The sequence below is a fragment of the Pseudomonas rustica genome, assembly GCF_049959085.1.
In the GTDB taxonomy this organism is placed as follows: Bacteria; Pseudomonadota; Gammaproteobacteria; order Pseudomonadales; family Pseudomonadaceae; genus Aquipseudomonas; species Aquipseudomonas rustica.
Genome location: NZ_CP188200.1, coordinates 4121316 through 4143013 on the forward strand (window position 1 = coordinate 4121316; position 21698 = coordinate 4143013).

Below are 21698 nucleotides of genomic sequence, written 5' to 3' on the forward strand. Positions count from 1 at the left end.
ATAACGGGCAACCACTCTACATATCCGCAAATACAAGCCCGGATGAACTTCTTGTTGATGAATGATAGTTTTATTCAAACCTCAAAAGGAGCTGCACCATGGATGGTAATACCGGTATCAACATTGATGACTACGAAGATTTTGAAGAATACGAAATCATTGAGCAGATCGACCTGGCTTCGGTGAATTCAACACTGGTGTTTGCATTGGCACAGATCAACCCGATCGCCGCGGCTATTCTGCAGACTGCACTGGCGGGCCTTTCTCCTGAGAAAGTCCTTGCTCTGGAGGATAAATCGCAGATCCCTCCGGCATTTCTCGACTACCTCAAGGAGGCGAGTGAAGCCGAACAGGATGAATGGAACAGCATCTCGCGCATTGGCTCTTATACGAGCATCCTGTTCAACATTTATAACAACACCAACGAAGTGTTCACATTGCGCCATGCCAATTGGGATCACAGTAACTTTGCCACTTCCGACTTCGATATCCAGCCCATGCAACATATGAACTTTACTTTACGCCATGAGGTACCGGTGGTCAAAGTCAGTTCAAAAACCAAAGGTCCGACAACGATCAATCATGGTTTTTCGTTTGCCAGCGAGTCTTACGGCTTCGAGTTCTCGACGCTGCTGAAACTCAAGAAAAAGTACTCTTCGTTTTCGTTCTCGCCACCGACCATTCCTCATCGCGAGCATAAAATCGCCTCGACGGGACGCAAGGCTTTGCCCTGCAGTTCGAAAATCTCGCGCGCGCTGCCGAATCGCCCTTACAGCTACGCGGTAGCCATCACCCTGGGCTGACAGATCACCGACAGTGAAAGGTGCCTCGCAACGGGGCACTTTTTCATCATCTGTGCGCGTATTGCCGCGATAGCTGCCGATGAGGCCCGAGCGATCACATCCGGGCAACAATTTACCTACAAAATAGCCCGGCATCCGGCTGTCAACGGACAAACCGAGCGTATATAAATGCACTCTTGCTCAACCCCACACGTGGTAAAACTCTGTTCACCTGCTCAGGCTGTCATTACTTTCATTTGCGTAGGCTAGGGCTCAGGCGCAGCATATCCAACCCTGTATCGACCCAACGCTCGGCCTCGGCATGCAGCTCAAAGCTGTCCGGTGCCAAAAGCCATCCGTACAGGAGGCCATCAATATAGGCATGAATGCTGATGGCCGCGCGGGCAGTGTCGAGATCTTCCGGCAACTGGCCGCGATTCACCGCATTACGCAGGGTCAGCCCGATGCGATCGTTGCATTCGAGGCTGGCCGTCCGGCGCTGCTGGCGCAAATCGCACATTTCATCGGTGAATTCGCACTTATGAAACAGAATTTCGTTGATACGCCGGGTTTTCGGGTCCAGTGCAATTTGATGAAACAAATGAATCAACAGCTTGCGCATGCAGCCCAGCGGATCGAGTTCGTCCTCGCTCTCGCTGGCCTTGGCCAGCTCATCCAGCGTTTCGTGCAGGGTGTCGAGCATGGCCTGAAGCAGGTCGGCTTTATTGCTGAAATGCCAATAAATAGCGCCACGCGTGACGCCGGCAAGGGTCGCGATGTCCGCCAGCGTCGTACGAGCGACGCCCCTTTCATAAAAGGCTTTCTCCGCCGCTTCCAGAATCTGGTTGCGGGTTTCCTGAGCTTCCTCTTTGGTACGACGGACCATGGCAGTAAAACCTCAAACAGGATGTTTCAGGGATGGCTGAATATCCGCTGAATAAAGAGGGGGTGATCTCTCGCGGATCGGCTCCCCGGCCTACAATTTCTTACCTTGCGACGACTTTTGTAACAGGGTGGGTACGACGCCAAGGTGTTTACAAACAACCATGAACGTAAGTATATTCCTTAGCAAGCTACTTATCCACCCGGTACCCTTTTTTTACCCTTCCACACTTCTTGTGCGCTTTTTGCGCGCCTGACCCGAGGATTTTCATGCAATTCAAGCCAGCTGTTACCGCTCTGGTCACTGCCGTCGCCCTGGCATCGCTGCTCAGCGGATGTAAAAAGGAAGAAGCGGCACCGGCCGCTCCGCCCCCTCAGGTCGGCGTCGTTACCCTGCAACCACAAGCCTTTACCCTCACCTCGGAACTGCCGGGCCGCACCAGCGCGTTCCGCGTTGCCGAAGTTCGACCACAGGTCAATGGCATCATTCTCAAGCGTCTGTTCAAAGAAGGTGGCGACGTCAAAGCCGGCCAGCAGCTGTATCAGATCGATCCAGCCGTGTACGAAGCGACCCTGAAAAGCGCCGAAGCCAACCTGCGTTCGACCAAGTCGATCTCCGATCGCTACAAGCAACTGGTCGATGAACAAGCCGTCAGCCGTCAGGAATACGACACCGCCGTGTCCAACCGCATGGAATCGGAAGCGTCGTTGCAGAGCGCGCAGATCAACGTGCGTTACACCAAGGTTTACGCGCCGATCTCCGGCCGTATCGGTCGCTCTTCGGTCACCGAAGGTGCGCTGGTCAACAATGGCCAGACCGACGCCATGGCAACGATCCAGCAGCTGGACCCGATTTACGTCGACGTGACCCAGTCTTCGGTTGAATTGCTGGAACTGCGCCGCGAGCTGGAAAGCGGTCGCCTGCAAAAATCCGGCGAGAACTCGGCAGCGGTCAAGCTGACCCTGGAAGACGGCAGCCAGTACAAGCTCGACGGTAAGCTGGAGTTCTCCGAAGTGTCGGTCGACCCGACTACCGGTTCCGTGACCCTGCGCGCCGTGTTCCCGAACCCGGATCACACCCTGCTGCCGGGCATGTTCGTCCGCGCTCAATTGCAGGCCGGTGTTAACGCTGCAGCGATTCTGGCACCGCAACAAGGCGTGACCCGCGACCTCAAAGGCACCCCGACCGCACTGGTCGTTGGCGCCGACAACAAGGTCGAGCTGCGTCAGCTCAAGGCCAGCCGCACCGTCGGCAGCCAGTGGCTGATCGAAGACGGCCTGAAAGCCGGCGATCGTCTGATCACCGAAGGCCTGCAATACGTTCGTCCGGGCGTGCAAGTGAACCCGACCGAAGCCACCAACGTAGCGAAAAAGAACCCGGCCCCCGCTCAGCCTGCTGACAAAGCCGCTGGCGGCAAAGGGGAGTAACTCATGTCAAAATTCTTCATCGACCGTCCGATTTTCGCTTGGGTAATTGCCCTGGTGATCATGCTGGTCGGGGCACTTTCGATCCTGAAATTGCCGATCAACCAGTACCCGAGCATTGCGCCACCGGCCATTGCGATCTCCGTGACCTACCCGGGCGCTTCGGCGCAAACCGTGCAGGACACCGTGGTCCAGGTGATCGAGCAGCAGCTCAACGGTATCGACAACCTGCGTTATGTGTCGTCGGAAAGTAACTCCGACGGCAGCATGACCATCACCGCGACCTTCGAGCAAGGCACCAACTCCGACACCGCGCAGGTTCAGGTTCAGAACAAGCTGAACCTGGCCACCCCGCTGTTGCCGCAGGAAGTGCAGCAACAAGGTATCCGTGTGACCAAGGCAGTGAAAAACTTCCTCTTGGTGATCGGCGTGGTATCGCGTGACGGCAGCATGACCAAGGACGACTTGTCCAACTACATCGTGTCGAACATGCAGGATCCGATCTCGCGGACCGCCGGTGTTGGTGACTTCCAGGTCTTCGGTGCCCAGTACGCGATGCGCATCTGGCTCGACCCGGCCAAGTTGAACAAATTCAACCTGACCCCGGCCGACGTCAGCTCCGCGATCTCGGCGCAGAACGTCCAGGTCTCCTCCGGTCAGCTCGGCGGTTTGCCGGCGCTGCCTGGCCAGCAACTGAACGCCACGATCATCGGCAAGACCCGTCTGCAGACTGCCGAGCAGTTCAAGGCGATTCTGCTGAAGGTCAATCAGGACGGTTCGCAAGTTCGCATTGGTGACGTCGCCGATGTCGGTCTGGGTGGCGAAAACTCGACCATTTCGGCTCAGTTCAACGGCAAGCCGTCGTCCGGTCTGGCGGTGAAACTGGCCAACGGCGCCAACGCCCTCGACACCGCCAAAGCCCTGCGCAAGACGATTGACGAGCTCAAGCCGTTCTTCCCGGAAGGCATGGAAGTGGTGTTCCCGTACGACACCACCCCGGTGGTGACCGAGTCGATCAAGGGTGTGGTTGAAACCCTGGTTGAGGCGATCGTGCTGGTATTCCTGGTGATGTTCCTGTTCCTGCAAAACTTCCGCGCCACCGTCATCACCACGATGACCGTGCCGGTAGTATTGCTCGGTACATTCGGCATCCTCGCGGCGTTCGGTTTCAGCATCAACACCCTGACCATGTTCGGTATGGTGTTGGCCATCGGTTTGCTGGTGGACGATGCCATTGTTGTGGTGGAAAACGTCGAACGGGTGATGAGCGAAGAAGGCTTGTCACCGAAGGAAGCGACCAAAAAGTCCATGGGCCAGATCCAGGGCGCACTGGTCGGTATTGCGCTGGTGCTGTCGGCGGTATTGCTGCCGATGGCGTTCTTCAGCGGTTCCACCGGTGTGATCTACAAGCAGTTCTCGATCACCATCGTCTCGGCCATGGCCCTGTCGGTATTGGTTGCGCTGATCTTCACCCCGGCGCTCTGCGCCACCATGCTCAAGGCGATTCCGAAGGGCGAGCACGGCACACCGAAAAAAGGCTTCTTCGGCTGGTTCAACCGTAACTTCGACCGTGGTGTTCGCAGCTACGAGCGCGGCGTTGGCAACATGCTGTCGCGCAAAGCCCCGTACCTGCTGGCGTATCTGCTGATCGTGGTTGGCATGATCTGGCTGTTCACCCGCATTCCGACCGCGTTCCTGCCGGAAGAAGACCAGGGCGTACTGTTCGCCCAGGTGCAAACCCCGGCCGGTTCCAGTGCTGAACGTACCCAAGTCGTCATCGACGAAATGCGTTCTTACCTGCTGGAGAAAGAGTCCGGTGCGGTGGCCTCGGTGTTCACCGTGAACGGCTTCAACTTCGCCGGTCGTGGGCAGAGCTCGGGCCTGGCGTTCATCATGCTTAAACCGTGGGACGAGCGTGACGCCAGCAACAGCGTGTTTGCCCTCGCCCAGCGTGCGCAGCAGCACTTCTTCACCTTCCGCGACGCGATGGTGTTTGCTTTCGCCCCGCCAGCGGTACTGGAACTGGGTAACGCCACCGGTTTCGACGTGTTCCTGCAAGACCGTGCCGGTATCGGTCACGACAAGTTGATGGAAGCGCGTAACCAGTTCCTCGGTCTGGCCGCGCAGAGCAAGGTGCTCTACCAGGTACGTCCGAACGGCCTGAACGACGAGCCGCAATACCACCTGGAAATTGATGACGAGAAAGCGCGCGCCCTGGGTGTGAGCATTTCCGACATCAACAGTACCCTGTCGATTTCCTTCGGTAGTAGCTACGTCAACGACTTCATCGACCGTGGTCGGGTGAAGAAGGTGTACGTGCAAGGTCAGGCCGGTGCTCGCATGAGCCCCGAAGACATGAAGAAATGGTACGTGCGCAACAGCGCCGGAACCATGGTGCCGTTCTCCGCATTCGCCAAGGGCGAGTGGATCTATGGTTCGCCGAAGCTGGCGCGTTACAACGGTGTAGAAGCGATGGAGATCCTCGGTTCTCCGGCGCCGGGTTACTCCACCGGTGATGCGATGGCCGAAGTCGAAGCGATTGCCAAGAAGCTGCCGGCGGGTGTCGGTATCTCCTGGACCGGTCTGTCGTATGAAGAACGTCTGTCTGGTTCGCAAGCGCCGGCGCTGTACGCCCTGTCGCTGCTGATGGTGTTCCTGTGTCTGGCGGCGCTGTACGAGAGCTGGTCGATTCCGATCGCCGTTATGCTCGTGGTGCCGCTGGGGATCATCGGTGCGCTGCTGGCCACCAGCCTGCGCGGTTTGTCCAACGACGTGTACTTCCAGGTGGGTCTGTTGACGACCATTGGTCTGGCGGCTAAAAACGCCATTCTGATCGTCGAGTTCGCCAAGGAACTGCATGAACAAGGGCGTAGCCTGCGTGATGCGGCGATCGAAGCCTGCCGCATGCGTCTGCGACCGATCATCATGACGTCGCTGGCCTTCGTCCTCGGTGTTGTACCGTTGGCGATCTCCACCGGTGCCGGTTCGGGCAGCCAACACGCGATCGGTACCGGCGTAATTGGCGGTATGCTCACAGCCACGATCCTGGCGGTCTTCTGGGTTCCACTGTTCTTCGTTACGGTTTCGTCCATCGGCCAGCGTAAAATCGCCGATCCAGATGACGAAGCTAAAGAAACTCCTAAAGAGGCTGGCCAATGAGCAAGTCGCTACTCTCCATCGCAGTCGCCGCCTTCGTGCTGAGCGGTTGCTCGCTGATACCTGATTATCAGCAGCCTGAGGCTCCGGTCGCAGGCCAGTACCCGCAAGGGCCGGCGTACTCGCCGGCCCAGGCACCGGCGCAAGCCGCTGCCGAGCAGGGCTGGAAGCAGTTTTTCCACGACCCTGCCCTGCAACAGCTGATCCAGGTGTCGCTGGAAAACAACCGTGACCTGCGTGTCGCGGCACTGAACATCGACGCTTACGCGGCTCAATACCGCATTCAGCGTGCTGACTTGTACCCGGCGATTTCGGCCAATGGTTCCGGCAGCCGTCAACGTCTTCCGGAGCGCGCTTCGCAGACCGGCGAGTCGATGATCAGCAGCTCGTACTCGGCCACCGTTGGCATCAGCGCCTACGAACTCGACCTGTTCGGTCGCGTTCGCAGCCTGAGCGAACAAGCGCTGCAACAATACTTCGCCACGGAAGAAGCGCGTCGCAGCACCCAGATCAGTCTGGTCGCCAGCGTCGCCAATGCTTATCTGACCTGGCAAGCGGACAAGGAACTGCTCAAGCTGACCCAAGACACCCTCGGTGCCTTTGAAGAAAGCTACAAGCTGACCAGCCGCAGCAACGAAGTCGGTGTCGCTTCGGCACTGGATCTGGCGCAGTCGCGTACCTCGGTGGAAAACGCCCGTGCGCAACTGGCGCGCTACACCCGCCAGGTCGCTCAGGACGAAAACAGCCTGACCCTGCTGCTCGGCACCGGTATCCCGGCCAATCTGCAAGCGGCCAAACCGCTGTCGGATGATCTGCTCAGCGACGTACCGCCGGGTCTGCCATCGGATCTGCTGCAACGTCGTCCGGACATTCTGCAAGCCGAGCACAACCTGAAAGCGGCCAACGCCAACATCGGCGCGGCCCGTGCAGCGTTCTTCCCGAGCATCAGCCTGACCGCCAACGCGGGCACCCTGAGCCCGGATCTGTCCGGTCTGTTCAAGGGTGGTTCGGGGACGTGGCTGTTCTCGCCGCAGATCAACCTGCCGATCTTCAACGCCGGCAGCCTGCGCGCCAGCCTCGACTACGCCAAGATCCAGAAGGACATTGGCGTGGCGAACTACGAGAAGTCGATTCAAACCGCCTTCCAGGAAGTCGCCGATGGCCTGGCCGCCCGCCAGACCTACACCGAGCAGCTGCAAGCGCAGCGTGACTTCGTTCAGGCCAACCAGGATTACTACCGCCTGGCCGAGCGTCGTTACCGCATCGGTGTCGACAGCAACCTGACCTTCCTCGATGCCCAGCGTCAGCTGTTCAGCGCGCAACAAGCGCTGATCACCGACCGCCTCGCGCAGCTGACCAGTGCGGTCAACCTGTACAAGGCTTTGGGTGGCGGCTGGAATTCGCAAACCGCGAAGAACGAGCCGGTGAAAGAAGAAGCGCCGAAGATGAGATTGTTCTGATCATCTGCTGAACACAAGAAGCCCACCGATTGGTGGGCTTTTTGTTGCCTGAAGATCAAAAGATCGCAGCCTTCGGCAGCTCCTACATTTGAAATGCGATCCCCTGTAGGAGCTGCCGAAGGCTGCGATCATTTGATCTTCAATGCTGTTCGATAATCGCCCAAAACCCGCTTCTCCCGATTGAATCCCCACCACCGCCCCCCGCACCATTCGAGCCACAAAACCAATAACAACAGGTTCGCCACATGCTCCCACACCCTGCTCCGTCCGGCTGATCGCCGCCGCTCCGCCCCCTGAATCCATCGCATTTCTGCGCCACAAAAACGGCCGCAGCGCATTCCGTTTGCCCCAAAAAAACACAAGAGAGACCCAGCTATGAGCACCTCCCCTGCGCCCTACGCATTTCCCGGCCTGATCGCCCTGGCCCTGGCGGGTGCCGCCCTCCCCGTCGCGGCTGAAGAAGCGGGGTTTATTGAAGGGGCCAAGGTCAACCTCAACCTGCGCAACTTCTACATCAACCGCAACTTCACCAACCCGACCAAGGCGCAGGGCAAGGCTGAAGAGTGGACGCAGAACTTCATCCTCGACGCCAAATCCGGCTTCACCCAAGGCACCGTCGGCTTCGGCATGGACGTGCTGGGTTTGTATTCGTTGAAACTCGATGGCGGCAAAGGCACGGGCGGCACGCAGTTGTTGCCACTGGATCACGACGGTCGCCCGGCGGATAACTTCGGCCGCACCAACGTCGCGTTCAAGGCGAAGTTTTCCCAGACCGAAGTAAAGGTCGGCGAATGGATGCCGGTGCTGCCGATCCTGCGTTCGGACGACGGTCGCTCGCTTCCGCAAACCTTTCGTGGCGGCCAGATCACCTCGAAAGAAATCGACGGACTGACCCTCTACGGCGGCCAGTTCCGCGCCAACAGCCCGCGCGACGACAGCAGCATGAGTGACATGTCGATGACCGGCAAAGCGGCGTTCGCCTCGGATCGTTTCAACTTTCAGGGCGGCGAATATGTGTTCAACGAAAAACGCACCCAGATCGGCTTGTGGAACGCTGAACTCAAGGACATCTACAGCCAGCAATACGTCAACCTGACGCACAGCCAACCGCTGGGCGACTGGACGCTGGGCGCCAACCTCGGTTTCTTCTACGGCAAGGACGACGGCAGCGCGCGCGCCGGCGAGCTCGACAACAAGACCTGGTCGGGGATGTTCTCGGCCCGATACGGCGGCAACACCTTCTACGTCGGCCTGCAAAAACTCACCGGCGACAGCGCATGGATGCGCGTCAACGGCACCAGCGGCGGCACGCTGGCCAACGACAGTTACAACGCCAGTTATGACAACGCGCAGGAACGCTCGTGGCAGCTGCGCCACGACTACAACTTCGCCGCGATGGGCGTGCCCGGCCTGACCCTGATGAACCGCTACATCAGCGGCGACAACGTACACACCGGCACCATCACCGACGGCAAGGAATGGGGCCGCGAATCGGAACTGGGCTACACCGTGCAGAGCGGCACGCTCAAGGATCTCAACGTCAGATGGCGCAACTCGACCATGCGCCGGGATTTCAGCAATAACGAATTTGACGAGAATCGTTTGATTGTCAGTTACCCGATCAGCCTCCTCTAAAAACCGATCCGACCCTGATGGCGTTGGATCTGATCCCTGCGGCCTCTGTAGGAGCTGCCGAAGGCTGCGATCTTTTGATGTTGTTTTTAAGATCAAGATCAAAAGATCGCAGCCTGCGGCAGCTCCTACAGGGATTTGTGCCATTGGTCTGGATGAGTGGTGATTTGCCGGCCGGCAGGTAAAGTTACAAAACCTGAAGGACTCAGGTGTACGCCCCTTCCCACTTCCGTTATCTGTTGATGTTGGTCCCCTAAAGACTTGAGCCAGGCTGTCATCGGAAGACACTGTTGATCACCAGAGGACGACCTCATGATCACCCGACTCAAAGAAGCAGCAACTGACTGGAACGCCAAGGCGTACCAGCAGTTTTCCCGCCTCAGGCAACGCCCGGTCAATGAATTGCTCGACCGCGTCGACCTGCACCATCCCAAACGTATGGTTGACCTCGGTTGCGGCACCGGCATCGCCACCCGCTTGTTGGCCGAGCGCTGGCCGCAGGCGCACTTGCTGGGCATCGACAGTTCAGCGCAAATGCTCGACGAGGCACGCGCCCTGCCGATCAACGCCTCATGGCAACAGTGCGACCTGCTCGACTGGCAGCCTGAACAACCGGCAGATCTGCTGTTTGCCGCCGCCGTGCTGCACTTTATTGATGGCCATGAAACGCTGCTGCCGCGCCTGCTCGGCCAGCTCAACGCCGGCGGCTGCCTGGCCGCGCATATGCCGGACTGGCGCGATGCGTTGTGGTATCGGCTGATGCTGGAAACACTCGAAGACGGCGGTGTCGGCGGCACGCCACTGGGCACGCCGGAACTGCGCCAGCGTATGGCGGCGCGACCGTTGTTGGCGCTGGAGGATTACTACCGTTTGCTGGCGCCGCTGACCACGTCGCTGGATATCTGGGAGACCGAGCAGTTGCAGGTGGTCGACGGCAAATCGCCGGTGTATGACTGGGTGAAAGTGTCGGCGCTGCGGCCGGTGATGCAGGCGCTGGATTCAGCGGAGCAGGCGCGGTTTATTTATCACTATCTGATGCGGGTACATGCGCAGTATCCGCAGGAGGCGGACGGGCATACGTTGTTTGCGTTCAAGCGGATATTTATTGTTGCCACGGTTTGAAGAGCGAAAGATCGCAGCCTTCGGCAGCTCCTACAGGGGAACGCATTCCAAATGTAGGAGCTGCCGAAGGCTGCGATCTTTTTCGGTTTCAACCGTCACTCGCGGGATTCGGTACCCAACTCATCCCACACCGATTCCGCCAAATGAAACGTCGCATTCGCCGCCGGAATCCCGCAGTAAATCGCGCTCTGCATGATCACTTCCTTGATCTCACCGCGACTCACGCCATTATTTGCCGCCGCGCGCAAATGCAGTTTCAGCTCGCCTTCGCGGTTCATGCCGATCAGCATGGCGATGGTAATCAAACTGCGCGTGTGCCGAGGCAAGCCCGGACGTGTCCAGATATCGCCCCAGGCATGCCGGGTGATCATCTCCTGAAATTCCGAGTTGAACTCGGTCAGCGTGGTCAGGCTGCGATCGACATGCGCATCGCCCAACACCGCGCGGCGCACTTGCATGCCGTCGTCGTAACGTTGTTTCTCGTCCACGAAAATCCCCTTGTCAGGCGTTTAGAAACGCCAATACGCGATCACTGAAATCAGCACCGGCCTGCACGTTGGACAAATGCGCCGCATAGAACTCGGCGTACTCGGCACCGCGTACATGCTCCTGAATGAAATGCCCACCGGCCGGCGGCGTCACCGCATCTTCGGTGCCGGCAATCACCAGCAACGGCACGTTGATCGAAGCCAGTTGCTCGCGGAAATCGGCATCACGCACCGCCGCGCAATTGGCCGCATACCCTTCAGGCGAAGTCGCCGCGAGCATGTCGGTAATCTGCTTGGCTGCGGCCGGATGTGCAGCGGAAAAATCCGGGGTAAACCAGCGAGCAATCGATGCATCGCGCAGAGCAACCATCGCCGCCGCGCCATCACGCAGCACGGTTTCGATGCGCGGATTCCACACCGTCGGATCGCCGATTTTTGCCGCCGTGTTGCAGACGATCAGCTTGTGCAGACGATGCCCGGCATTGATCCCCAGCCATTGCCCGATCAGCCCGCCCATCGACAGTCCGCAGAAATGCGCGCGATCAATGTGCAACGCATCCAGCAAACCGAGTACGTCGTGACCGAGTTGCTCGATGCTGTACGGCCCCGGCGTCACCAGTGATTTGCCGTGACCGCGGGTGTCGAAACGCAGCACGCGGAAATGCTCGGTGAACGCCGGCATCTGCACGTCCCACATGTGCAGATCAGTGCCCAACGAGTTGGACAGCACCAGCACCGGCGCATCGACCGGGCCGTCTATTTGATAGTGCAGTTCGCCATCGGCGAGTTGAACGAAAGCCACAGCCTTCTCCTTTCAGACAGACAATGCGTTGTGTTCGGCCACCGCACGCTCGACCCAGGTTTTCGCCTGGCCGAGGTAATGGGCGGGGTTCAAAAGATGATCGAGTTCAGCACTGCTCAATTCGGCGGTGACTTGCGGTTCGTCACCGAGTACGGCGCGCAAATGACGCTGCTCGGCCACCGCGCGTTTGCAGCATTGTTCGAGCAGATGATGCGCGGTGTCGCGGCCGACCCGTTGCGCGAGGACGATGCTCACCGCTTCGGCCAGCACCAGCCCTTGGGTCAGTTCGAGGTTGCGCGACATGCGTTCGGCGTCGACTTCCAGACCCTCAGCGAGCAATTTCGCCTGTTGCAGCGAACCGGAAACCAGGCAGCAGATTTCCGGCAAAGTTTCCCATTCGGCATGCCACAAACCGAGGCTGCGTTCGTGCTCCTGCGGCATCGCGCTGAACAGCGTCGAGACCAGACCCGGCACACGCGTCGCCGCACCGATCAGCACCGCTGCACCAACCGGATTGCGTTTGTGCGGCATGGTCGACGAACCGCCCTTGCCCGGCGCTGATGGCTCGAAAACCTCAGCGGCTTCGGTCTGCATCAACAGGCTGATGTCGCGGCCGAATTTGCCGAGGCTGCCGGCGATCAAACCGAGCACCGCGCCGAACTCCACCACGCGATCGCGTTGGGTGTGCCACGGTTGTTCCGGCAAGGTCAGTTGCAGTTCTTCGGCCAGCGCTTCGGCAATCGGCATCGCTTGCTCACCCAACGCCGCGAGCGTCCCCGAGGCGCCGCCAAATTGCAGCACCAGCAGACGCGGTTTGAGTTCGCGCAGACGCTGACGGCTGCGAGTCACGGCCCCCAGCCATCCGGCGATTTTCATGCCGAGGGTAACCGGCGTCGCATGTTGCAGCCAGGTACGTCCGGCCAGCGGCGTCGCTGCATGACGTTGCGCTTGGGTAGCGAGCGAATCGGCCAACTGCGCCAGATCACTTTCAATCAATTCCAGCGCCTGACGCAATTGCAACACCAGCCCGGAATCCATCACGTCCTGACTGGTCGCGCCCAAATGCACATAACGCTCAGCCTCGGCATTGGTCGCGGCGATCTGTTTGCCCAACGCCTTGACCAGCGGAATTGCCGAATTGCCGGCCGTGGCAATCGCCTCGCCCAGTGCTGCGAAGTCATACAGACCAGCGTTGCAAGCCGCCGCAATCGGCGCCACCGCAGTGGACGGAATCAAGCCGACCCGCGCCTCGGCCCGAGCCAGCGCCGCTTCGAAGTCGAGCATCGCCTGCACGCGGCCCTGATCGCAGAACACCTCACGCATATCGCGGGCAGTGAAGTAGGCATCGAACAATTGATTGCCCGGTCGCTGAGTCATAAAAATCCTTGCAGGCGCGGGCCATCACGGCCCGCGCGCATCGGGTTAGAGATCGTGGTGCAAATACGCCGCTTGTTTCGGCAAGCGCAGACTGAACAGGAACGCGATCGCCATCATCGCCGTCACGTACCAGTAGAAGGAGTTTTCCATGCCGATGTTCTTCAGGCTCAGCGCGACGAACTCCGCCGAACCGCCGAAGATCGCATTCGCCACCGCGTACGCCAGACCAACGCCGAGGGCGCGGACTTCCGGCGGGAACATTTCGGCTTTCACCAGGCCGCTGATCGAGGTGTAGAAACTGACAATCGCCAGCGCCACGGTGATCAGTACAAACGCCAGAAACGGACTGCTGACGCTCTTCAGGCTCAACAGAATCGGCACGGTGAACAGCGTGCCGAGCGCGCCGAACCAGAGCATCGAATTACGTCGACCGATCTTGTCGGCGAGCATGCCGAACAGCGGCTGCATGCACATATACAGAAACAGCGCGCCGGTCATGATGTAGCTGGCGGTCTTGGCGTGCATGCCGGCGGTGTTCACCAGGTATTTCTGCATGTACGTGGTGAAGGTGTAGAAGATCAGCGAGCCACCGGCGGTGTAACCGAGCACGGTGATGAACGCGGCTTTGTGATCGCGGAACAACGCGCGGATGCTGCCGGCGTCTTTGTGTTCGCGAGTTTCCTTGTTGGTGGTTTCTTTCAGCGAGCGACGCAGGAACAGCGAAATCACCGCCGCAATTGCACCCACAACAAACGGGATACGCCAGCCGTAGGCACGCAGGTCTTCTTCGGTGAGGAACTGTTGCAGGATCACCACCAGCGACACCGCCAGCAGTTGCCCGCCGATCAAGGTCACGTACTGGAACGAGGCGAAAAATCCGCGCTGGCCCTTGAGCGCAACTTCGCTCATGTAGGTGGCCGTGGCGCCGTATTCACCGCCGACCGACAGGCCTTGCAGCAGACGCGCGAACAGCAACAGGATCGGCGCCCAGACGCCAATGCTGTTGTAAGTGGGCAGACAAGCGATCAGCAACGAACCAAAGCACATCATCAGAATCGAGATGAGCATGGATTTCTTGCGCCCATGCTTGTCAGCGATCCGACCGAAAATCCAGCCACCGATCGGACGCATCAGGAAGCCGGCAGCGAACACGCCAGCCGTGTTGACCAGTTGCACCGTCGGGTTATCGGAGGGGAAAAACGCCGGGGCGAAATAGATCGCGCAAAAGGCGTAAACGTAGAAGTCGAACCATTCGACAAGGTTGCCGGACGAGGCGCCGACAATGGCAAAGATGCGCTTGCTGCGCTCTTCACCGGTGTAATGGGAGGTGGTGGTTGTCATTGTTTTTCACTCGATAGGGACAGTGAGAGTCTAGACATACTTTGCAACAGTCCCGTTCCACAAGGCGAAACATCAAAAGATCGCAGCCTTCGGCAGCTCCTACATGGGTCTGCATCCCCTGTTGATCGTTCCCACGCTCTGCGTGGTAACGCATCCGGTGACGCTCCGCGTCACGGTGGACGCGGAGCGTCCATGGCGGCATTCCCACGCAGAGCGTGGGAACGATCATGTAGGAGCTGCCGCAGGCTGCGATCTTTTGATCTTAATAATCGAAGAACACCGTCTCGGCATCAGTGCCCTGCAAAATCACATTCCACTGGTAAACACCCGATTCATCCTTCTTCGCCAGCAAGGTCGCGCGGCGTTCAGCCGGCACACATTCGAGCAACGGATCATCAACGTTGGCCGGCTCGCCTTCAAAGTAGATCCGCGTCAGCAAATGCTTCACCAAGCCACGGGCAAACACCAACACCACCAAATGCGGCGCCTGGGTCGAGCCCTTCAGCCCTTCAACCGTGCCCGGTTTGATCGTGGTAAAGCGAAAGCGCCCTTCAGCATCCACCGGCACCCGGCCAAAGCCTTCGAAGTTCGGGTCGAGCGCTTTGTTCTGCTCGTCTTCCGGGTGGTCGTACTTGCCGGCAGCATTCGCCTGCCAGACTTCGAGCATGGCGTCGTTGACGACATCGCCGTTGCCATCCACCACTTGCCCGGTGATCGCCACGCGCTCGCCGAGGGTTTGTTCGACGGTGAGGTCTTCGCGGTTCAGCCAGGTCAGGCCGATGTGGTAATACGGCCCGACGGTGTGGGACGTGGTCGCAGTCAGCGTCATCTTATTTCTCCATCGGCGTGGCTTCACGCCCGCGCAGCACGATGTCCCAGCGATAACCGAGGGCGTAGGACGGAATGGTTTTTTCCAGATCGAAACTGGCGATCAGGCGTTCCTTGGCCGAAGTGTCCGACACGCAGTTGTAGATCGGGTCGTAGGCCAGCAGCGGGTCACCCGGGAAGTACATCTGCGTGACCAGGCGCGTAAGAATGCTCGGACCGAACAGCGAAAAGTGAATGTGCGCCGGGCGCCAGGCGTTGTGGTGGTTGCCCCACGGATAGGCGCCAGGCTTGATGGTCTGGAACTGATACCAGCCGTCGGCGTCGGTCACGGTGCGGCCGGTGCCGGTGAAGTTCGGGTCGAGCGGCGCATCATGCACGTCGCGCTTGTGGTTATAGCGGCCAGCGGCGTTGGCCTGCCAGATTTCCACCAGAATCCCCGGCACCGGCAGACCGTTTTCGTCGAGCACGCGGCCGTGAATGATGATGCGCTCGCCCTGTGGTTCGCCTTCGTGCTGGGCGGTCAGGTCGTTATCGGTGTCGCCTACACGTTCGGCGCCGATGGTCGGGCCGGTGATTTCCGACAGCGAGTGCGGCAGAAACACCAATGGCTTCGACGGCGAGCGCAGGTTGGTGGATTGATACGTCGGGTGCAGGTACTCAGGCTGAGTGCCTTCCTGCGGACGACGGTAACCAGGCTTGTCAGACATGTCGCTTTCCTCTGTTCTTTTTCGTCACGGCTTGCGTCAGACGCGTTCGATGGCCAGGGCCAGACCTTGGCCGACACCGACGCACATGGTCGCCAGACCTTTCTTGCCACCGGTCTTTTCCAACTGATGCAGCGCGGTCAACACCAGACGCGCACCGCTCATGCCCAACGGGTGACCGAGGGCAATCGCACCGCCGTTCGGGTTGACCTGCGCGGCATCATCCGCCAGACCCAATTCACGCAGCACCGCCAAGCCTTGGCTGGCAAACGCTTCGTTGAGTTCGATCACGTCGAAATCGCTGACCGCTACGCCGAGGCGTTCGATCAATTTGCGCACCGCTGGCACCGGGCCGATGCCCATTACCCGCGGCGCGACACCGGCGCTGGCCATACCGAGCACTTTGGCGCGGGCGGTCAGACCGTGTTTTTTCACCGCTTCGGCAGAAGCCAGAATCAGCGCCGCGGCACCGTCGTTGACGCCGGAGGCATTGCCGGCGGTGACGGTTTTGTCCGGGCCATTGACCGGTTTCAATTTTGTCAGCGCTTCAATCGTGGTGTCGGCGCGCGGATGTTCATCCTGGCTGACCACGGTTTCACCCTTCTTGTGGGCAATCCGCACTCCGACGATTTCTTCAGCGAAAAATCCTGCAGCCTGCGCGGCGGCGGTGCGTTGCTGACTGCGCAGGGCGAAAGCGTCCTGATCGGCGCGCGAGACTTTATAGTCGTCGGCGACGTTGTCGGCGGTCTGCGGCATCGCGTCGACGCCATATTGCGCCTTCATCAGCGGGTTGATGAAACGCCAACCGATGGTGGTGTCTTCCAGTTTCATGTTGCGCGAGAACGCCGCATCAGCCTTGCCCATCACGAACGGCGCGCGGGACATCGATTCGACGCCGCCGGCAATCGCCAGCTCCATCTCGCCGCTGGCGATGGCGCGGAATGCCGTGCCGATCGCGTCCATGCCCGAAGCGCACAGACGATTGAGGGTCACGCCCGGCACGCTTTCCGGCAGGCCGGCCAACAGCAGGGCCATGCGCGCAACGTTGCGGTTGTCTTCGCCAGCCTGGTTGGCGCAGCCGAGGAACACTTCGTCGATGGCGTTCCAGTCCACCGATGGATTGCGCTCCATCAGGGCCTTGATCGGCACGGCGGCCAGGTCATCAGCGCGAACGGCGGACAGTCCGCCGCCGAAACGGCCGATCGGCGTGCGAATCGCGTCGCAGATATAAACGTCACGCATCATGCTTCTCCCGGTGCCTGACCGTGGGCGGCGGCGGTGCGCGCTTCGAGATCGCGCAGCGCGGTCAGTTCGACGTCAGTCGGCTCCGCGGTGGTCTCAACGCTGTCGGCAAAACGAATCGCCCAACCGGTGGCCGCGACCACTTGCTCGCGGGTCACGCCCGGGTGCAGTGCGGTGACCACGAATTCGCGGGTGCCCTCTTCCGGCTCCATGATGCACAGGTCGGTGATGATCCCGACCGGGCCGGCGCCCGGCAGGCCCAGACGTTTGCGCGAATCGCCGCCCTCGCCGTGACCGACCGAGGTGATGAAGTCGAGCTTGTCGACAAACGAACGCGCCGACTGTTTAAGGATGATCAACACGCTTTTCGCCGAGCCGGCAATTTCCGGCGCGCCACCGGCACCCGGCAGGCGCACTTTCGGCGAGAAGTAATCGCCGACCACGGTGGTGTTGATGTTGCCGAAACGGTCGACCTGCGCGGCGCCGAGAAAACCGACGTCGATGCGTCCGCCCTGCAACCAATAGCGAAAAATCTCACCGGTCGGGACGACGGTGTCGGCGGTTTCCGCCAGTTCGCCGTCACCGATGGACAGCGGCAGCACGCTCGGCTTGGCGCCAATCGGGCCCGATTCGTAGATCAGCACCACGTCCGGCGACGAAGTCAGGCGCGCGAGGTTGGCGGCTTTCGACGGCAGGCCGATACCGACGAAGCACACCGAGCCGTTCTTCAGGCGACGGGCCGCAGCGACGGTCATCATTTCATTGGTGGTGTAAGTCATTACTTGGCCTCCGAAGCAGCGGCCAACTTGGCCTGGAACTCGCTGAAGTCAGCGCAGCCATGGATGTATTCGTTGATCCACGCGGTAAACGTCTCACGGTCGCGGGCGATCGGATCCCACGCCTGATAGAAACGATTGTCGCGCTCGTTGTAACCGTGGGCGTAGGACGGATGTGCACCGCCGGGTACATGGCACACTGCGCTCAAGGCCCAGGTCGGCAACACGCAGGAGTTCATTGGCGCGTTGAGGTTGTCGACGATTTCTTCGACGGTAACGATGCAGCGCTTGGCGGCCAGTGCAGCTTCTTTCTGCACGCCGAGAATGCCCCACAGCAGCACGTTGCCTTGGCGGTCGGCTTTCTGTGCGTGGATCACGGTCACGTCCGGGCGCACCGACGGCACGGCCGCCAACACTTCACCGGTGAACGGGCAGGTGACGGTTTTGATCAGCGGATTGACCTTCGGCAGGTCGGAACCGGCGTAGGCACGCAGCACCGCGAATGGTAGGCCGGAAGCGCCGGCGACGTAGGCATTCGCCAGGTCGGCGTGGCTGTGTTCTTCGATCTCCAGCGGCTGCGGCCATTGCTTCTCGACCGCGTCGCGCAGACGGTGCAGCGAACCCACGCCAGGGTTGCCGCCCCAGGAGAAAATCAGTTTGCGTGCGCAACCGGCGCCGATCAGTTGGTCGTAGATCAGGTCAGGCGTCATCCGCACCAGCGTCAGATCTTTCTTGCCCTGACGAATGATTTCATGACCTGCGGCCGTAGGGATCAAGTGAGTGAAGCCTTCGAGTGCGACGGTGTCGCCGTCGTTGACGAATTGCTTCACCGCGTCGTGCAGCGAAAGGATCTCAGCCATGGAGCGGGCTCCTGTTTTTGTAATGAATCGCCAGTGATAAAAAGGCGCGAGGTTCAGCGCCGGAGTCACTGCAGATTAAGCCTGGGAAAAGTGCCAAACAATCCGATAATCGACTGAGTGTTCGTTTATCGAACAGATTGTTGTTTGCCTAACAATCAAGAACAAAGGCTTCGCGAGCAAGCTCGCTCCCACATTTTGAAATGCATTCCAATGTGGGAGCGAGCTTGCTCGCGAAGGGGCCAGAACATTCAAAGGAGATTCTGACAGTTGTACTCAAGTGGCATCCGCATGACTGACCATGCCCTTGATCACCACCGCAGCCGTCGCCACCGCCGCCGGAATCACCAACGCCGTCAACACCTGCTCAAAATTCCAGCCCAAGCCCAACAACGTCGCGCCCATCCACGCCCCGAGAATCGCGCCAAAGCGGCCAATCCCCAGCATCCACGACACGCCGGTCGCCCGCCCCTGCGTCGGATAAAACCTCGCCGCCAGCGACGGCATTGCCGATTGCGCGCCGTTCACGCACATCCCCGCCACCAAAACCAAAGTCGCCAGCAAGGTGATATTGCCCAGGCTCTGCCCCACCGCGTAGGCAAACACCCCGGCCAGCAGGTAGAAAATGCCGATAACCTTGTGCGGATTGAAGCGATCCATCGCCCATCCCACAGCGACCGCGCTCAATACCCCGCCGAATTGGAACAGCGCACCGATGAACGCGGCTTGCTCCATGCTCGCGCCACTGTCACGCATCAGCGTCGGCAGCCAACTGGTCAGCAGATAAACAATCACAAGGCCCATGAAGTAGGTCAGCCACAGCAGTAAGGTGCCGGTGCTGTAGGTGCCCGAGAAAATCACCGCGAACACGTTGCGTGCCTTCACGGTTTTTTGTTCCGGCACGCTGAAGCTCGAGGCTTGGGCAACGGTGACCGGATCGATCGGCGCCAGGGTTTTGCGCACTTTGTCGGTGCCACGGTTACGGACGACAAGGTAGCGCGCCGATTCCGGCAGCCAGAACAGCAGCACCACCGCGAGGATCAGCGGCAAAATCCCGCCGATCAGCAGCAGACTGTGCCAGCCGAACGCCGGAATCAGCTTGGCGGAAATAAACCCGCCACCGGCCATGCCGAGGTTGAAACCGCAAAACATGCTGGTCACCAGCAGCGACTTCTTGCGCTCCGGGGTGTACTCCGAGAGCAGCGTGGTGGCATTGGGCATCCCCGCGCCCAGACCGAGGCCGGTCAGGAAGCGCAGCACCAGCAGTTGTTCAACGTTAGTGCTGTAAGCCGACGCCAGGCTGAAGGCACCGAACAGAATCACGGCGCCGACGAGTACGACTTTTCGCCCGAAGCGGTCAGCCAAAGGGCCGGAACCGAGTGCGCCGAAGACCATGCCGATCAACGCGGCGCTCATTACCGGGCCGAGGCTGGCGCGGTCGATGCCCCAGTCCTGCGACAACGCCGGGGCAATGAAGCCCATCGCGGCGGTGTCGAGGCCATCGAGAAAGACAATCAGGAAACACAAGATCACCACCCGCCATTGATAGCGCGAGATCGGTTGGGCGTTGATGAAGGTCTGCACGTCGAGGCACTGACCCACAGCGGACTGAGGCTGGTTCATTATTTTTATCCACGCAAAAAACGCAGTCGAACGGCGGCCGGCCAGAGAGCGGCACAGCTACAAGAATAGAAGGTTGCAATCAGGCGTTGCGGTGAACCCGGCAACAGCGGTTGGAGCGGAGACAGTCGGGGAGCGTGCGCATGGTGAGTTGCCTCTTGTCATTATTATGGGAGTCGACAGTCCGGCGGGCTCATTCACAACAGCGCCGGATGACGCTGCCGCGACATTAATGATCCGAGGGTTTTAGCGTCAATTCGATAAACGCAACACTGTGCGTTTATCGAACAGCTTCATCAGGCAAACAACTGCGCGCTGAGGTCGCGGCTGGCGCTGAGCAGGCCCGGCAGAAAGCGCTGCTCAAGCTCGGTGCGGCTGACGCGACCGGCGTGGGTGCTGACGTTGAGCGCCGCCACCACTTGGCCCGAAGCGTCGTAGACCGGTACGGCAATCGAGCGCAGGCCTTGCTCCAATTCCTGATCGACGATGCACCAACCTTGCTGCCGCACTTCCTGCAAACATTCGAGCAACGCGTCGGGGGTGTGGATCGTGCGGCTGGTTTTAGCGACCAGTTCAGCGTGGTCGAGGTATTCGCGCAAGGACGTGTCGTCCAGCGCTGCCAGCAGAATCCGGCCCATCGATGTGCAATAAGCCGGCAGACGCCCGCCCACCGACAGGTCGACCGAGATCAGCCGCTGCGTGGTCGCCGACCGCGCGATGTAAAGAATGTCGTCGCCCTCAAGCGTGGCCATGTTGCAGGCTTCGTGCAGTTGCTCGCTCATGCGGTCGAGGTACGGCTGCGCGGACACGGCCAGCGGCGTCGATGATAGATAAGCGTGGCCGAGGGTCAGCACTTTCGGCAGCAGAGAATAGGTGCGTCCGTCGGTGGTGGCGTAGCCGAGTTTGATCAGAGTGTGTAGGCAACGGCGCACCGCGGCGCGGGGAATTTCCGTGCGGTGGCTGATCTGCGCGATGGTCAGATGACGTTTGCGCTCCTGAAACGCCTGCACCACCGCCAGGCCACGGGCCAGCGACGTCATGAAATCCGGATCACCGGTCAGTGCCTGAATCCGCTTGGCCGGCGAGGCGACGATCGGCGGCGCCACGGAAGTGAAGGAGTTGCGCATTTGATCGTTCATTTATTGTCCTTTTTACCCGACACGGATCAATGGCTATACAAACGGCTCGCGGGGAGATGCACAAG

The 21698-nt window shown here is 59.9% G+C and carries 18 protein-coding genes; 6 read left to right on the plus strand and 12 right to left on the minus strand.

Annotated elements, in window-relative coordinates:
• Positions 1-98 precede the first annotated feature (98 nt).
• Entirely contained in the window at positions 99-803 is a 705-nt protein-coding gene (locus ACP3TY_RS18700; protein WP_426618184.1) for a hypothetical protein, read from the plus strand.
• Positions 804-1035: 232 nt separating this feature from the next.
• Here ACP3TY_RS18700 and emhR read toward each other — a convergent pair whose 3' ends face one another.
• Complete coding sequence (gene emhR, locus ACP3TY_RS18705) at positions 1036-1668, minus strand: efflux system transcriptional repressor EmhR (protein WP_401242588.1); 633 nt, start codon at positions 1666-1668, stop codon at positions 1036-1038.
• A gap of 266 nt (positions 1669-1934) precedes the next feature.
• Here emhR and ACP3TY_RS18710 point away from each other — a divergent pair, with 266 nt between their 5' ends.
• The 5 genes from ACP3TY_RS18710 to ACP3TY_RS18730 all read left to right on the plus strand — a co-directional run bounded on the left by ACP3TY_RS18710 (position 1935) and on the right by ACP3TY_RS18730 (position 10459).
• Positions 1935-3092 carry an efflux RND transporter periplasmic adaptor subunit gene (locus tag ACP3TY_RS18710; RefSeq protein ID WP_053117889.1) on the plus strand — a complete coding sequence of 386 codons (1158 nt, stop codon included), beginning with the start codon at positions 1935-1937 and terminating at the stop codon, positions 3090-3092.
• A gap of 3 nt (positions 3093-3095) precedes the next feature.
• On the plus strand, positions 3096-6248 hold the full coding sequence (gene emhB / locus ACP3TY_RS18715) for an efflux RND transporter permease subunit (RefSeq protein WP_212545262.1): 3153 nt from the start codon (positions 3096-3098) through the stop codon (positions 6246-6248).
• Positions 6245-7705: an efflux RND transporter outer membrane subunit EmhC gene (gene emhC, locus ACP3TY_RS18720; RefSeq protein ID WP_053117884.1), complete on the plus strand. Its 1461-nt coding sequence runs from the start codon at positions 6245-6247 to the stop codon at positions 7703-7705. Before emhB ends, emhC begins: the two co-directional genes overlap by 4 nt.
• Before the next feature lie 375 nt (positions 7706-8080).
• Positions 8081-9340, plus strand: coding sequence for an OprD family porin (locus tag ACP3TY_RS18725; RefSeq protein ID WP_426618185.1), 1260 nt, complete (start codon positions 8081-8083; stop codon positions 9338-9340).
• A 309-nt stretch (positions 9341-9649) separates the two neighbouring features.
• Positions 9650-10459 (plus strand): methyltransferase domain-containing protein, encoded by an 810-nt coding sequence (locus ACP3TY_RS18730; RefSeq protein WP_426618186.1) that lies wholly within the window; start codon positions 9650-9652, stop codon positions 10457-10459.
• Positions 10460-10554: 95 nt separating this feature from the next.
• Here the strand turns inward: ACP3TY_RS18730 and pcaC are convergent, their stop codons facing one another.
• The 11 genes from pcaC to pcaR all read right to left on the minus strand — a co-directional run bounded on the left by pcaC (position 10555) and on the right by pcaR (position 21633).
• On the minus strand, positions 10555-10947 hold the full coding sequence (gene pcaC / locus ACP3TY_RS18735; protein ID WP_011332825.1) for a 4-carboxymuconolactone decarboxylase: 393 nt from the start codon (positions 10945-10947) through the stop codon (positions 10555-10557).
• A 13-nt stretch (positions 10948-10960) separates the two neighbouring features.
• Positions 10961-11749: a 3-oxoadipate enol-lactonase gene (pcaD, locus tag ACP3TY_RS18740; protein WP_426618187.1), complete on the minus strand. Its 789-nt coding sequence runs from the start codon at positions 11747-11749 to the stop codon at positions 10961-10963.
• Positions 11750-11761: 12 nt separating this feature from the next.
• On the minus strand, positions 11762-13126 hold the full coding sequence (locus ACP3TY_RS18745) for a 3-carboxy-cis,cis-muconate cycloisomerase (RefSeq protein ID WP_426618188.1): 1365 nt from the start codon (positions 13124-13126) through the stop codon (positions 11762-11764).
• 45 nt (positions 13127-13171) lie between these two features.
• A complete protein-coding gene (locus tag ACP3TY_RS18750) occupies positions 13172-14467 on the minus strand; it encodes an MFS family transporter (protein ID WP_053117871.1) in 1296 nt (431 codons plus the stop codon).
• A 262-nt stretch (positions 14468-14729) separates the two neighbouring features.
• Complete coding sequence (gene pcaG, locus ACP3TY_RS18755; RefSeq protein WP_426618189.1) at positions 14730-15296, minus strand: protocatechuate 3,4-dioxygenase subunit alpha; 567 nt, start codon at positions 15294-15296, stop codon at positions 14730-14732.
• 1 nt (position 15297) lies between these two features.
• Positions 15298-16002, minus strand: coding sequence for a protocatechuate 3,4-dioxygenase subunit beta (gene pcaH / locus ACP3TY_RS18760; protein ID WP_426618190.1), 705 nt, complete (start codon positions 16000-16002; stop codon positions 15298-15300).
• A gap of 36 nt (positions 16003-16038) precedes the next feature.
• A complete protein-coding gene (gene pcaF, locus ACP3TY_RS18765; protein WP_426618191.1) occupies positions 16039-17244 on the minus strand; it encodes a 3-oxoadipyl-CoA thiolase in 1206 nt (401 codons plus the stop codon).
• Positions 17241-18020, minus strand: a complete 780-nt coding sequence (locus ACP3TY_RS18770) for a CoA-transferase subunit beta (protein WP_426618192.1) — start codon at positions 18018-18020, stop codon at positions 17241-17243. Before ACP3TY_RS18770 ends, pcaF begins: the two co-directional genes overlap by 4 nt.
• A complete protein-coding gene (locus ACP3TY_RS18775; RefSeq protein ID WP_053117863.1) occupies positions 18020-18877 on the minus strand; it encodes a CoA transferase subunit A in 858 nt (285 codons plus the stop codon). The genes ACP3TY_RS18770 and ACP3TY_RS18775 overlap by 1 nt, the downstream gene beginning before the upstream one ends.
• A 273-nt stretch (positions 18878-19150) precedes the next feature.
• The gene (locus ACP3TY_RS18780; RefSeq protein WP_053117860.1) at positions 19151-20497 is read right to left on the minus strand and encodes an MFS transporter; all 1347 of its coding nucleotides are present in this window, start codon (positions 20495-20497) and stop codon (positions 19151-19153) included.
• Positions 20498-20790: 293 nt separating this feature from the next.
• Positions 20791-21633 carry a pca regulon transcriptional regulator PcaR gene (gene pcaR, locus ACP3TY_RS18785; protein ID WP_007917109.1) on the minus strand — a complete coding sequence of 281 codons (843 nt, stop codon included), beginning with the start codon at positions 21631-21633 and terminating at the stop codon, positions 20791-20793.
• Positions 21634-21698 lie beyond the last annotated feature (65 nt).

What these genes read in the sequence shown, in the direction of transcription:
- pcaH (WP_426618190.1), bottom strand. Translation starts at nt 16,002, where the DNA reads ATGTCTGACAAGCCTGGTTACCGTCGTCCGCAGGAAGGCACTCAGCCT.
- emhR (WP_401242588.1), bottom strand. Translation starts at nt 1,668, where the DNA reads ATGGTCCGTCGTACCAAAGAGGAAGCTCAGGAAACCCGCAACCAGATT.
- pcaF (WP_426618191.1), bottom strand. Translation starts at nt 17,244, where the DNA reads ATGATGCGTGACGTTTATATCTGCGACGCGATTCGCACGCCGATCGGC.
- ACP3TY_RS18725 (WP_426618185.1), top strand. Translation starts at nt 8,081, where the DNA reads ATGAGCACCTCCCCTGCGCCCTACGCATTTCCCGGCCTGATCGCCCTG.
- ACP3TY_RS18780 (WP_053117860.1), bottom strand. Translation starts at nt 20,497, where the DNA reads ATGAACCAGCCTCAGTCCGCTGTGGGTCAGTGCCTCGACGTGCAGACC.
- ACP3TY_RS18745 (WP_426618188.1), bottom strand. Translation starts at nt 13,126, where the DNA reads ATGACTCAGCGACCGGGCAATCAATTGTTCGATGCCTACTTCACTGCC.
- pcaR (WP_007917109.1), bottom strand. Translation starts at nt 21,633, where the DNA reads ATGAACGATCAAATGCGCAACTCCTTCACTTCCGTGGCGCCGCCGATC.
- emhB (WP_212545262.1), top strand. Translation starts at nt 3,096, where the DNA reads ATGTCAAAATTCTTCATCGACCGTCCGATTTTCGCTTGGGTAATTGCC.
- emhC (WP_053117884.1), top strand. Translation starts at nt 6,245, where the DNA reads ATGAGCAAGTCGCTACTCTCCATCGCAGTCGCCGCCTTCGTGCTGAGC.
- ACP3TY_RS18750 (WP_053117871.1), bottom strand. Translation starts at nt 14,467, where the DNA reads ATGACAACCACCACCTCCCATTACACCGGTGAAGAGCGCAGCAAGCGC.
- ACP3TY_RS18700 (WP_426618184.1), top strand. Translation starts at nt 99, where the DNA reads ATGGATGGTAATACCGGTATCAACATTGATGACTACGAAGATTTTGAA.
- ACP3TY_RS18710 (WP_053117889.1), top strand. Translation starts at nt 1,935, where the DNA reads ATGCAATTCAAGCCAGCTGTTACCGCTCTGGTCACTGCCGTCGCCCTG.
- ACP3TY_RS18775 (WP_053117863.1), bottom strand. Translation starts at nt 18,877, where the DNA reads ATGGCTGAGATCCTTTCGCTGCACGACGCGGTGAAGCAATTCGTCAAC.
- pcaG (WP_426618189.1), bottom strand. Translation starts at nt 15,296, where the DNA reads ATGACGCTGACTGCGACCACGTCCCACACCGTCGGGCCGTATTACCAC.
- ACP3TY_RS18730 (WP_426618186.1), top strand. Translation starts at nt 9,650, where the DNA reads ATGATCACCCGACTCAAAGAAGCAGCAACTGACTGGAACGCCAAGGCG.
- ACP3TY_RS18770 (WP_426618192.1), bottom strand. Translation starts at nt 18,020, where the DNA reads ATGACTTACACCACCAATGAAATGATGACCGTCGCTGCGGCCCGTCGC.